Origin of the sequence: Funiculus sociatus GB2-C1 (assembly GCF_039962115.1) — a bacterium.
Classification (GTDB): domain Bacteria; phylum Cyanobacteriota; class Cyanobacteriia; order Cyanobacteriales; family FACHB-T130; genus Funiculus; species Funiculus sociatus.
In genome coordinates this window covers 1-12225 of sequence record NZ_JAMPKJ010000109.1, presented here as the reverse complement: position 1 = coordinate 12225, position 12225 = coordinate 1, and the positions used below count along the sequence as shown (strand labels likewise).

Here is a 12225-nt window from a genome sequence, read left to right as displayed (position 1 = left end):
ATCTAAACGGGCTGAGCATGATTTCTATGACCAGATTTGGTTCTCTCGCATCCGTTCATTAACCTGTCACCCTTGATCTACCAAGCATCTACAAAGATGTGTCAGGCAGTCAGGCATCGGGGTTGTCTTGACTCATCTGTTTCTAGGGACTGGAGATTGGAAAGGTGACTGGGGAAGAGGGAAAAATATCTTCCCAATTAGCAATTACTAATTAGCACTTATTTTCGGCGTCTAGGTTTTGTTACGAAATGCAAAGTATAATGAGAGCGAGAAAACACGCTTTCTTTATAACCTATAAGGGTAGACCATCAAATGCGCGTTGCGATCGCTGGGGCGGGGTTAGCAGGACTTTCCTGCGCTAAATATTTGACAGATGCTGGACACACTCCCATCGTCCTCGAACGGCAGGACGTACTGGGCGGTAAAGTTGCTGCTTGGAAAGATGCTGACGGCGACTGGTACGAAACTGGGCTGCACGTCTTTTTTGGGGCTTATCCCAATATGTTGCAGTTATTCAAGGAACTGGACATCGAAGATCGGTTGCAGTGGAAAGAACACACTATGATCTTCAACCAGCCCGAAAAACCAGGCACTTATAGTAGGTTTGATTTTCCCGATTTGCCTGCGCCCTTGAATGGGATAGTAGCAATTTTGCGGAACAACGATATGCTGACTTGGGGTGAGAAAATCCAGTTAGCTAAAGGTTTGGTTCCAGCGATGCTGCGGGGGCAAAAGTATGTTGACGAAACGGATAATTATACCTTTTCTGAATGGCTGAAGCGCCAAGGTGTAAGTGAGGAAGTACAACAGGATATCTTTATCGCTGCATCTAAATCGCTAAACTTTATCAATCCAGATGAGATTTCGGCTGTAGTTCTGCTAACTGCCCTAAGAGCCTTCCTTCAGGAAAAGAACGGCTCAAAAATGGCTTTTCTGGATGGCTCCCCAACAGAGCGGTTGTGTCAGCCGATGGTGGATTATATCACCGAGCGTGGCGGTGAAGTGCGCTTGAATGCACCAATTAAAGAATTTTTACTAAATTCAGATGGCACAGTGCGAGGATTTCTGATTCGCGGGTTGAATGGTGCTGAGGATGAAATTCTCACGGCTGATATGTACGTCTCGGCGATGCCTGTAGACCCCCTGAAGGTGATGCTACCCCAGCCTTGGCAAAAGATGGAGTATTTCCAAAAGCTGGATGGTTTAGAGGGTGTCCCGGTCATTAACGTACATCTGTGGTTTGATCGGAAGCTGACGCAAATCGACCAATTGCTGTTTTCGCGATCGCCTCTTTTGAACGTATATGCTGACATGAGCAACACTTGTCGCGGCTACGCTAACCCGGATAAATCCATGCTGGAATTAGTTCTAGCACCTGCAAAAGATTGGATTAGCAAATCCGACCAGGAAATTATCGATGCGACGATGGATGAGTTGAAAAAACTTTTCCCCGATCATTTCGGCTCCGATAACCCCACAAAATTGCTGAAATATCACGTTGTAAAAACGCCGCGCTCAGTCTACAAGGCAATTCCAGGCCGTCAACAGTATCGCCCGTCACAAAAGACACCGATTGCAAATTTCTATCTGGCAGGGGATTATACAATGCAGCGTTTCCTGGCAAGTATGGAGGGTGCCGTACTTTCTGGTAAGCTGACAGCGCAGGCAATTGTAAGCGATCAGTCCTTAGTCGCCGAGCGTCAGTTGCCAAGCGTCAGCAGTCAGTCATCAGTCGTCGGTCGTCAGGGAACAGCTGTCAAGTTGCCAAGTTGAAAGTTTGGGTAGGAATTTTCCTTCTAACAACGTTCCAACCTAACCACATTCCAACTTGACAACACAGAACCCACAACTGACAACAGAGGACAGACAACTGGCAACAAACAACGGACAATAGACAACTAATAACTGACCCACTTTTCAGCCTGCAATGAATGCTGCAACTGTCTAAACTCCCCCGCATGAGAACGCTGGCCTCAACAGAGGATGCCTACGAACTCTGCCGTCAGATTACGGCTAAGTACGCGAAAACGTTTTATCCGAGTACGCTGCTGATGTCAAAACCCAAGCGGCGAGCCATTTGGGCTATCTATGCTTGGTGTCGGCTAACGGATGAACTGGTAGACGGCTCCGAAGCCGGAATTACAACCCCTGAGACTTTGGATCGATGGGAACAACAGCTGGAATCGGTCTTCGCTGGAGAGCCAGTAGATGACCCAGATGTAGCGTTGGTGGATGCGCTGCAACGTTTCTCAATAGATATTGAGCCGTTTCGGGATATGATCGCCGGACAACGGATGGATTTATATCGCAGTCGGTACAAGACTTTTGAGGAGCTACATCTGTACTGTTACCGGGTGGCTGGTACTGTAGGTTTGATGTCAACATCTGTGATGGGTGTGGATACCAAGCAGTACGTGACACCTTGGAATGAAGATGCTTATGTTCCCACACAGCAAGCGATCGCATTGGGAATTGCCAGCCAACTTACCAACATCCTACGAGATGTTGGAGAAGATTCCCGTCGGGGTCGGATCTACCTCCCTCTAGACGAATTAGCCCTCTTTAACTACACTGAACACGATTTAATCAATGGTGTGGTTGACGAGCGCTGGCGCGAATTGATGCGATTCCAAATTCAACGAGCGCGTAAATTTTATAGGGAGGCAGAAAAAGGCATCAGCTATCTGAGTCCGGAGGTTCGCTGGCCTGTCTGGGCAGCTTTAATGTTGTACAGCCAGATTCTTGATGTGATTGAACAAAATGATTACGACGTATTTACCAAAAGAGCCTATGTCCCTACTCCCCGAAAGTTGCTGAGTTTGCCCGTCGCTTGGTTGCGGGCGCAAGCACTGTAAGAGTTTTGAATTCAAAATTCAAAACTCCGGAGCAACGGAAGTCTAGGGCTTTGTAAAACTCAACGTTGTTCAACCATCTAGTTCGTAAATGGCTACAGGTTCTTCTTTGCCCTTGACTCTGACAAACTTATCTACTAAGCGCAGGGGAAAGGTTTTCGGATGGCGTAAGGCGGTGACGACTGGCTGCGTTACTAAAATGCTGCTGTCGTAGTTTTTGGTCAGACTCTCTACACGAGCGGCTACGTTGACTGTATCGCCTATAACTGTAGAATCGATGCGGGAGCTAAAACCGACTGTACCCATAACTACTTCGCCCCGGTGGATGCCAATGCCGATGTCAATGGTTGGCAAACCTTGATGACTTCGCTCCTCATTAAATACTTTTAGTCGCTGCCGCATAGCTAAAGCCGCTATGAGGGCGCTGTCGGTCGCTTCATCGTCAAATAGCGCCATGATTGCGTCGCCAATATACTTGTCAATGAAGCCGCCTGTGCTGTCAATTACCTGCCCCATACAGGCAAGGTAATCGTTTAAAAAATAAAATGTTTCCAACGGTGTCATTTGTTCCGACATTGCTGTATAGCCCCGAATATCGGCAAACAGGATCGTAATAATGCGTGTTGAGGCGAAACCTACGTGGATATTTTCGATGCCTTCGGGTGCAATCACCAATAGAAATTTTTCTGGCACGAAGCGATGAAACGACTCGATGGTTTTCTGGAATCTGCTGAATAAAGTCTGTAGCGAGGCTGACATTTCGTTGAAGGCGATCGCTAGTGCGCCAATTTCGTCTCGACGGTGGATTTCCGCGCGATGTTCTAAATCGCCTGCGGCAATTTTGACAGCACTTATTTGCAGTCGTCGCACCGGGTTACTCAATTGCTTTGCCAAAAGGTATGCCCCGAAAAGCCCGAAAGAAAGCCCGAAAACCCCAACTAAAAGAGCTTTTTCCACTGCGTTCGCTACCGCTTGATTTACCTGCCGCAAAGACATCCCGATCCGCAAAGTTCCGATTTTTTGCCCTGATGAGTCGCGGATAGCTGCGGCAGTTTCAATTATTTTTTCCCCTCGACGCGCCCTTGTCTTGCTGTCGAAGCTAATATCCCGTAGAAGCGATGTTTCTACAACCAAAGTTTTATCATATACTTCTAGGGCAGATTCGGTAATTTCTACAGGTATAATATCCGGGAAAAACTGTTCTTGAAAATCGCTATGACTGGCGGCAACAATTTGATTTGATAACCGCACATCTGAGATTAGAATGTAAACAAAATCTTGGTTTCTTTTAGCAAGTGAATTCACACCCAGTCGGATCTGTCCCCAGTTTTGATCCTGTAGTTCGTTCGTCCAGGCATTAGATAAAGCTACCGTAAGTTGCTGAACTTCGCGCCGCTTCTGGTAGCGGTAAAGACGGCTCTCGTTCTTAGCCCACAGCCACACCATAGATGAGACAATCGCCACAATGAGAAGTGTTGTGGCGGTCATAATTTGGGTGTGAATAGAGCGGAACGCGGGAACCTTCATAATTCCTAGTTGCTAATTGCTAATTGCTAATTGGGAAAAAGTTTTACCTAATCCCCAGTCCCCAGTCCCCAGCCCCCATTATTTGCTGACTTCTAGTTCCTCAACAAAAGTAAGCCAACGCTGATGTTGAGGTGCGCGTTCTCGATTGCCATCTGATTCTTGACAAGTGCTGCTTGTCGCCAGCGTTACCGGTCCACCCATTTTGGCAGGAATAGGGTCGAGTTTGTCGCCCCAGCGCGTGACCAGTAGAATGTCACACTCGCGTATATCTTTTGCCAAGATACTAATCGGATTCTTGGCATCGCGGGAGGCTGGCGCTTTCCCCCGAAATACAACCGCAGCGACTTCTGGCAGGGTCACGCCAGCAGCCGCCAGAACGTCTCGCACTCGCACACCCTGAAGTTTTACTTTGCTAATCGGCCAACCAATTGGGTAGCCGACGGCTTCTTCAATGGTGACTTGTTCTAGTTGGTCGAGGTCTTTGGCGTTAAGTTGGCTTTTTCCTACTCGCAACTGTATTGGCTCGGTGCCAACTATCATGTTGGTGACGTAAAATGCCCAAAAGCGGTCAGGATAATTTTGCTGGAGTTGCGGGTACTTAGTATAGGGGAAAACTAGGGAAAGCGGGCCACCGTCGCTGCGGGAAATCGGTTTACCATTGCTTTCTAAGGCGATGATGATTGGGTACTTAAGCAAATCTTCGCGGCTAACTGTGGCTCGGTAGGCATCAAAAGATACAAAGGTAATTTCAGTAGCTGGTGTGGTACTCAATTCCAACAGCTTTGAGATGGCAACGCCTCGATAGTCGAGAATTTCATCAGCTTTGTTGGTGTTATGAGGCGATCGCGTCTTTATACGGGTAGTTGCTAGGGCATCCAATTGTTGCATAGATAATCTTACTTCCCTAGCGGTTTGCCCCTGAATCGTTAGTTCCCACTGTTGTTGCTGCCGATTTTTTTTATGGGCAGCAATCATTGTCGTGTTTCGCGCGATCGCTTGTTTTCGCCATTCCTCCAACTGGGCATCTGTTGGACTATCCCCACATCCCGCAAGTAAGGCAAGCAAGCAAAGGCAAACGGCAAGAGGCGCAGAGGGACAGAGGGAGAATTTTTTAGTTTTCATCCTTCATCCCTCATCCCTTATGAAAAATATGCTGGTGCATTTCCGGGTTTCCATTTGATGTTGCAGCCGATGCTGGGCTTCTGCATATCGGAGATTGGTTTACCTGCCAGGACTGCATCAATCGCATTTCGTAAATCTTGACCAGTTACAGGCTTATCGTTACCAGGACGGCTATCATCCAATTGACCGCGATACACTAAACTTCTGTTTCCATCGAAAAGAAAAAAGTCCGGAGTACAAGCTGCTGTGTAAGCCTTGGCAGTTTCCTGAGTCTCGTCATAGCACAAAGGAAAAGTGAATCCCAACTCTTTAGCCATTGCCTGAAGTTGGTCGGGGGCATCATCCGGGTAGTTGCTGGCATCGTTGGCACTGATTGCCACAATCCCAAGATTTTTATTTTCGTAATCTTTGCCAATTTGCGCTAATTGTGCCTCTACGTGCTTGACAAATGGACAATGCTTGCAGATAAACATCACCAATAATCCTTGTTTCCCTTTCATGGTGGCGAGGGAAATTGTTTCACCAAAAACATCCGGTAGTTGGAAATCGGGGGCTAATGTGCCTAGCGGCAACATGGTTGAGGCAACTCTTGCCATTATATGCACTCCGTTTTTTAACTGCGCTCCCACCTATATTGCTCTACGGGAATGCAAATTGCTATAGCGGGTAGCGATCGCACTTGTTGTATAGTACATTTGTATCATTAAGCTAATCCGAGCCTCGACATGAGAAAAGGGCAAGCAAACCTCAAAGTAGTTCCACTCTTAAGCGGCAAATCAAAACGGCATCCCGCACAGCTGGAAAGTTCTCAGCAAAAATGCGTTTCATTGCAAACTATTACCACTACTAAAGCACGGCCACAATCGACAGCTAACTCATCGAGGTTTATTCCATCTTTGCCAGTAAAAAGCTACAAAGAACTGCTACAGCAAAGGCTGAATGACAGATTGAAAAGCTTGGAGGCACAAGCACAACGCATCAATCAACTTTCAAGTGAGTTAGATGCGGCAATCCTTGAGCTCCAAGACATCTCCACTCAAATTAACGCTGAATTGAGAGCCATCAACAAGAAGGCTGAAATTTGCGAATACAAAACAAGGACTGTACCTTACATGAAACAAAAGCAAGATGGCTCATTAGTGTTAACCACGCGACCAATTGATTTATACAAAGCTGAACGGGAAGCAGCTTTCCTGGCACAGAAACTACGGCGACGAACCAGAAGAAAACGCAGCGATGCTCTAGGGGAATTTTAAGTAGGTTTTGTTTGGTGGGCATCGCCCACCAAATGCTATCTAAAATTAAATAAAGTGTATTGACTATTACTACAAAAGAGCTGTTATAGGGGTATTACTAAAATAATAAAAATCTGTCTTGAAAAATATTAAAACCTAATTCTTACTCATCAGAAGTATTTTATCATAAAAATCAAAGTAAAGTCTAGAGGTAGGAAAAACCTTGTCAGTTTTAATAGTTTCTATATCAATTCTCACTAGAGCGCAATACATCTATTCTCTTATTATGGAGACACAACGTATAAGCCAATTTTAAACAACAAACTTGCGTATTTTCTTGTTACCTCCTCAAGTCTTTTTGATTTGATTTATAGCAATCCTTGCCATAGTTGTAAATTCTCCCTCGTCTCTTTTTCTGGGTTTTCTGCGTCTCAGCGGTTCGTTTTTTTATAGAGCAAATAGGCCTGCTATAGTGAAAAGTTGTTAGTTGGTGCTACTTGTGAACGAAACTAACTCAAAAGACACTCCCCTACACGCAATGAATCCCCTCTCGCGATTTTCTGACAGGGCGGCGGATTATGCGAAACATCGACCGAGTTATCCAACCCCTGCCATTGACTCTATTCTGGAAGGATTGGGAGAACCTTCGCAACTCGTAGCAGCAGATATTGGTGCGGGTACGGGTATATCTTCACGTCTTTTAGCTGAACGTGGGGTGCGAGTAATTGCCATCGAACCAAATGCAGCGATGAGAAAAGCTGCATCACCGCATCCCTTAGTAGAGTTTCGTGAAGGGACAGCGGAAGCAACTAATTTACCAGGCGCATCAGTTGACTTGGTGACTTGTTTCCAATCTTTCCATTGGTTTAATCCGGAACCAACTTTGCAAGAGTTTCGCCGCATTCTTAAATCCAATGGTAGATTAGCTGTAGTGTGGAACGATCGAGAGTGCAACGACGAATTCACAGCAAATTACAGCCGCATAATTCAGGCTGCATCGAACAATCATCCAGCAGAAAAGCGGATGGTTTGTGCAGATCCGCTTTTCTCCAATCCGCATTTCCCTAATGTCCGCTGCCTAACTTTTGAGTATCAGCAAGAGTTAGATTTAGAGGGATTAGTTGGTAGAGCGCAAAGTGTATCCTACATTCCAAAAGGAGGGCAAACACAACAGCAACTCATCTCTAATTTGCAAGAACTATATGCAAGCGCTTGTAATGAGCGAGGCTTTGTATATTTGGTCTATAGCACCAATGTTTACCTTGCAAATAATTGGTAATCGGCCCTGATAATTGTAGAGACGTTTTTATGACACCTCTACAATTACTAATTACCAATTACCAATTCTTATCCTCTTGCCCAAGGTCCCCAAATAGCAAACGTGATGCCTGGGGTTTGAATATTAACAAACATGGTTTGTCCGTCAGGTGAAAAACAGGCACCAGCGAACTCTCTATCATTGATCGCATTCCGAGCAAATTGATAGAGTTCGCCCTTTTGAGTCACGCCGACTACAAATTGCTCGTCGTCACCATCTTCACAGATGATCAAATCGCCAAAAGGAGCCACAACAATGTTATCCGGGCCCTCTAATACATTTTCATTGTTTGGTTCAACAAATAGTTCGAGAGTGCCGCCTTCTTGTGCATTTGTACCAGGAACGTAGCGCCAAACTTGACCCAATCCTTTTTCTCCACCATTAGTGCAGCAAAAGTAAAATTCACCTTTGCCGTACCAGATTCCTTCCCCACGTGTAAATTGGGCTGCTCCCTTGCTGAAGCCTTCGAGGCGGACAGTATCCGTATCAGGATCAGGATTGTCGATGCGAACCCATTCAACTTCCATCGGTTTACGCACCGGGAAATTAGTTTTAGTAATTGCCTGGGGCATTCCTTTAATTTTCAAAGCTTCCAAAACACCGCCTGCTACGAGGTTCCCCGGTTGATTTGGAATAAAGCGATAGAAGAGACTATCTCCTCTATCTTCAGTTTCATAAACAATTCCAGTTTTCGGATCAACTGCAACTGCTTCGTGGTTAAAACGCCCCATTGCTCTTAGAGGCACAGGAACCACATTTCTTTTTGCATTCGCCGGAACTTCAAAGTTATAACCGTGACGTTTCTCGACATTACCAGTCGTATTAACTGGATCGTTTGTAGCGGGAGTCGAGGTATTTTCTTCACAGCTTATCCACGAACCCCAAGGAGTAGGGCCACCCGCACAGTTACGGTAGGTTCCCGCTAGGGAAGCATAATGACTCTTTAATTGGCGATCCGGCCCTACGATCAGTGTTGTTGTGCCACCTTTACAGAGATTATCGTACTTGAGTCCGGCAACTTGCGTGGTGGAATTCGGGCTTAATTCGTGATTGCGAACTAGGATAGTTGTGTTATTAGGGCCGGGGAACGCAGCCATGCCATCGTGACCACCCGGCACTGGGTTACGATCGTTCATCATGTCCCCGGTGCGAGAGATGGCGCGATATTGAAATCCGCGTGGTAAATCTAACAAACCATTGGGATCTGGAATAAGCGGGCCATAACCTCCCCCACTCACTGATTGACCGTTGGCTACTCTGGTATAAAGAGCTTCTAGAGGGGACATTAAAACAACACCCGCAGCACTGGTGCCTGCTAGGGTGAAGAATTGCCGCCGTGATAAAGACATGGTGTTCTCCGCGTTTATGCGTAGAATAGCTTAATTGGCGTTCATCAACCTTCGACAAAGCTTTGATTAACTAGAAGTTAATTCTTTGTTCAGGAATTATTATGGCTTGTACAGTTTATTTTTTCTAAGGGAATTTTTAACTCTGAGGGAGGCAGAGGATTATTTGCGTTAGCGAAGCGGCGCGACAGCGCTACCTTTACGTTAAATTAATCATTTTTGGGATTAATAGCAGAAAATAAGGCTGAATAATCGTCATCAGCCAAACCCATATTTTGTGCTATTTCTAAAATTTGACGAATGCCTTCCAAACTGCTGACGTTCAACCCCTCTGACTTAGCTTCAGTAAGAAATAAGTTAGTATCTTTCAGTAAATGTTTAGTCGGAAAGTTGGGATTTTCGTAGTTTCTATCTAACATTCGCTGCAACTTTTTATCAAATGTTGGTGCGTAGAGGGCGCTTTGTCGCAGAATTTGCATGAATTTCTCGACTTCGACACCTTGATTTTGAACAAATCCTAAACTTAGTGCAAAGGTACTTGTTAAAGAAGCTATCAGTTGATTAAGGGCTAATTTCACAGCAGCAGCAGCACCAATTTCGCCAATATGCAGGGGTTCTGAACCAAAGTTTTTTAGTAATGGCAACCACTTTTCAAATTGTTCGCCAGAAGCCCCGACCATTACCATTAATTTACCTGCCTCGGCTTCCGGAATACTTCCCAGTACGGGTGCTTCAATGTACTCGCCACCAGCAGCAACAACTTCAGATGCGATCGCTTTACTGTCGCTTGGCGAAATCGTCCCCATTTGAACGACTGTGCGACCTTTTAATTCTTGTCGGGAAGCTTTGGACAATAAAGTATCATGAATTGCTGTAGCATTTGTCAGCATCAAAATTACGCAATCAGACTCGCGAATTGCTTCTTGCGGAGAGTCAGCAATTTTAGCACCCGCATCTCGCAAAGGTGCTAGTTTCGATTGGGTGCGATTGTATGCAACCACCGAAATTTTAGCTTCTAACAGCCTTTTGACCATCGGCTGTCCCATTAACCCAGTCCCTAAAAATCCTACTTTCACAATTACTCTGACCTCTAAAAACTGGTGTTGGACTCTAGGGGTGGCAATGCCGACCCGACTAAACCTTAGGAATAAAAAAGCAACAGGGCAGGCATCATGCCTACCCTGTCAATACCACTTATATTAAAGTACGATTCCCAAAAAATGTAAACGTTATTTTGAACAAACTTAAGATTTTTTAGAAAGCTGTTTTATCTCTAAAACAGCTTCCTATTGATGTTAGCAAAAGTTATAAATTAGGCATTCCAGAATCGTTCTGCTGTCCAATGGCGATCGCTTGATTGGTAAACTGTAACATTGGACACTCCAGCCTGTTGCACCAACTCGTTTACCTCATCTAGAGTAAAGGCGGCGTGGAGAGAATCGCGGAATAACTTTTTCTGGTGTTCGTTATACTCTTCTCCGATACTTTGAACCAGAGAATTGATAATTTCCTCACTTGGAGGATGAATCAAGTCCCGGAGGAGAATTGCGCCATTAGGTTTTAGCACTCGCTGCAATTCTTGTAAAAAAGGCAGTGGATTTGGCAGGTGATGGATAAGGCTATTGGAAATAACCATATCAAATGTACCATCTTGATATGGTAAGTGCTTGGCATCCACTAATTTTAAACTTATTTGTTGTTGCAAGCCGGCATTCTCTACATTCTTCCTGCCGATTTGTAGCATATATTCTGCCATGTCAATGCCGATAATTTGCCATTGACTTCGCTGCTGTGCAATTAAAATAGGAATTCGCGCTGTACCAGTTCCAGCATCGAGAATGGTTGCAGTTGGGGACTCTATTAACTCAATCGCACGTTGAGCAAAAGCCGCGTTTATCTCAGTGAAATCCATTGCGTCATATTCAGTTGCTTCTTCCCAACTGTCCATGACTTCGGGTTCTAATATTCTTTGCATAACTGATTACTAATTACTAAGTAGATGCAGATCATTATTTGTAGTTACCCATCAAACCCATATCAATGTTGGGTGAGGTTCCTCAATCCAACCTACATCTAATTGCGATCGCGTTGTCGTTTGCGTTCTTTTTCCTTCTTCTTAGCCTCATCTAGGAGTTGTTTTACTTTAGCCTTGATTTCATTGTGTCGCGCTACTCCTTCATAAGCATAGCGGTTGTAACCGTTGCCTTCAATCAAACTTTCCAAATAACGAATCCGCTCATCGGTGACAGGATGAGTTGAGAGCCAAGTAAAAATTGGGCGATCGCTATCTTCCTCTTTCAGCGTTACTGTCAGATTACGCAACCCATCAGCAGCATATCCGGTAGCAGCAATCAGGCGAGTTCCGAGAATATCCGCCTGACGTTCCATGTCGCGGCTGTAGTCGGAAACGATGAGATTGGTGACAGTACCTCCCGCATAGGGAATAAATCCTGTCACGCTAGAAGTAAGGTTTCCTTGCGTTACCAGTTGAAACCCATGAGATAATACAGCATGAGATAATTCATGTGCCAATAAACCAGCTAATTCTGCTTCTGAATTAGTGCGAGTAATTGCACCAGCATTTACAAAAACTTTGCCGCCTGGGAGAGCAAAAGCATTTAGTTTGTCATCTAAGACAACATAAAATTCATACTCAAAATCACTCCGTCCCGCCACAGTTGCCAGTTTATTTCCTATGTCGCGAACGTATTTCTCACCGTTCGCTCATTTGGATGACCCAGTAGCCAAATAACCAGCCTTAAGTGTAGTCTGACTAAGCAATTACAGGATTTGGCAGACGCTTTAGGGGGCGGAGATTGAAGAGA

General features: G+C 45.2%; 10 protein-coding genes and 1 pseudogene. 4 read left to right on the top strand and 7 right to left on the bottom strand.

The annotated features are described in order from the left end of the window. Positions 1–312: 312 nt before the first annotated feature. Together pds and crtB are read left to right on the top strand one after the other, a co-directional pair. A complete protein-coding gene (pds, locus tag NDI42_RS27685; RefSeq protein ID WP_190458194.1) occupies positions 313–1773 on the top strand; it encodes a 15-cis-phytoene desaturase in 1461 nt (486 codons plus the stop codon). Between the two features lie 158 nt (positions 1774–1931). Next, complete coding sequence (crtB, locus tag NDI42_RS27680; RefSeq protein ID WP_190441989.1) at positions 1932–2855, top strand: 15-cis-phytoene synthase CrtB; 924 nt, start codon at positions 1932–1934, stop codon at positions 2853–2855. Positions 2856–2924: 69 nt separating this feature from the next. Here crtB and NDI42_RS27675 read toward each other — a convergent pair whose 3' ends face one another. The 3 genes from NDI42_RS27675 to NDI42_RS27665 all read right to left on the bottom strand — a co-directional run bounded on the left by NDI42_RS27675 (position 2925) and on the right by NDI42_RS27665 (position 6097). Further along, positions 2925–4379 (bottom strand): adenylate/guanylate cyclase domain-containing protein, encoded by a 1455-nt coding sequence (locus tag NDI42_RS27675; RefSeq protein WP_190458193.1) that lies wholly within the window; start codon positions 4377–4379, stop codon positions 2925–2927. A gap of 78 nt (positions 4380–4457) precedes the next feature. Then, positions 4458–5501 carry a molybdopterin-dependent oxidoreductase gene (locus NDI42_RS27670; RefSeq protein WP_190458191.1) on the bottom strand — a complete coding sequence of 348 codons (1044 nt, stop codon included), beginning with the start codon at positions 5499–5501 and terminating at the stop codon, positions 4458–4460. Between the two features lie 17 nt (positions 5502–5518). Beyond that, on the bottom strand, positions 5519–6097 hold the full coding sequence (locus NDI42_RS27665) for a thioredoxin family protein (protein ID WP_190458189.1): 579 nt from the start codon (positions 6095–6097) through the stop codon (positions 5519–5521). Positions 6098–6226: 129 nt separating this feature from the next. Here NDI42_RS27665 and NDI42_RS27660 point away from each other — a divergent pair, with 129 nt between their 5' ends. Beyond that, positions 6227–6757, top strand: coding sequence for a hypothetical protein (locus NDI42_RS27660; protein WP_190458187.1), 531 nt, complete (start codon positions 6227–6229; stop codon positions 6755–6757). A gap of 517 nt (positions 6758–7274) precedes the next feature. Beyond that, the gene (locus NDI42_RS27655) at positions 7275–8015 is read left to right on the top strand and encodes a methyltransferase domain-containing protein (protein WP_190458197.1); all 741 of its coding nucleotides are present in this window, start codon (positions 7275–7277) and stop codon (positions 8013–8015) included. A gap of 68 nt (positions 8016–8083) precedes the next feature. On the opposite strand, the gene NDI42_RS27650 is transcribed toward NDI42_RS27655, so the two are convergent. The 4 genes and pseudogenes from NDI42_RS27650 to NDI42_RS27635 form a co-directional block, all read right to left on the bottom strand. Beyond that, positions 8084–9403: an alkaline phosphatase PhoX gene (locus NDI42_RS27650; RefSeq protein ID WP_190458186.1), complete on the bottom strand. Its 1320-nt coding sequence runs from the start codon at positions 9401–9403 to the stop codon at positions 8084–8086. Positions 9404–9609: 206 nt separating this feature from the next. After that, entirely contained in the window at positions 9610–10476 is an 867-nt protein-coding gene (locus NDI42_RS27645; protein ID WP_190458184.1) for an NAD(P)-binding domain-containing protein, read from the bottom strand. A gap of 236 nt (positions 10477–10712) precedes the next feature. After that, positions 10713–11375: a class I SAM-dependent methyltransferase gene (locus NDI42_RS27640; protein WP_190458182.1), complete on the bottom strand. Its 663-nt coding sequence runs from the start codon at positions 11373–11375 to the stop codon at positions 10713–10715. Positions 11376–11473: 98 nt separating this feature from the next. After that, positions 11474–12109, bottom strand: a pseudogene (locus NDI42_RS27635) (M48 family metalloprotease); the annotation flags it as partial. Positions 12110–12225 lie beyond the last annotated feature (116 nt).

Bases quoted from the DNA above. Each gene is read 5' to 3' on its own strand.
- pds (WP_190458194.1), top strand. From the start codon at position 313: ATGCGCGTTGCGATCGCTGGGGCGGGGTTAGCAGGACTTTCCTGCGCT.
- crtB (WP_190441989.1), top strand. From the start codon at position 1,932: ATGCTGCAACTGTCTAAACTCCCCCGCATGAGAACGCTGGCCTCAACA.
- NDI42_RS27675 (WP_190458193.1), bottom strand. From the start codon at position 4,379: ATGAAGGTTCCCGCGTTCCGCTCTATTCACACCCAAATTATGACCGCC.
- NDI42_RS27670 (WP_190458191.1), bottom strand. From the start codon at position 5,501: ATGAAAACTAAAAAATTCTCCCTCTGTCCCTCTGCGCCTCTTGCCGTT.
- NDI42_RS27665 (WP_190458189.1), bottom strand. From the start codon at position 6,097: ATGGCAAGAGTTGCCTCAACCATGTTGCCGCTAGGCACATTAGCCCCC.
- NDI42_RS27660 (WP_190458187.1), top strand. From the start codon at position 6,227: ATGAGAAAAGGGCAAGCAAACCTCAAAGTAGTTCCACTCTTAAGCGGC.
- NDI42_RS27655 (WP_190458197.1), top strand. From the start codon at position 7,275: ATGAATCCCCTCTCGCGATTTTCTGACAGGGCGGCGGATTATGCGAAA.
- NDI42_RS27650 (WP_190458186.1), bottom strand. From the start codon at position 9,403: ATGTCTTTATCACGGCGGCAATTCTTCACCCTAGCAGGCACCAGTGCT.
- NDI42_RS27640 (WP_190458182.1), bottom strand. From the start codon at position 11,375: ATGCAAAGAATATTAGAACCCGAAGTCATGGACAGTTGGGAAGAAGCA.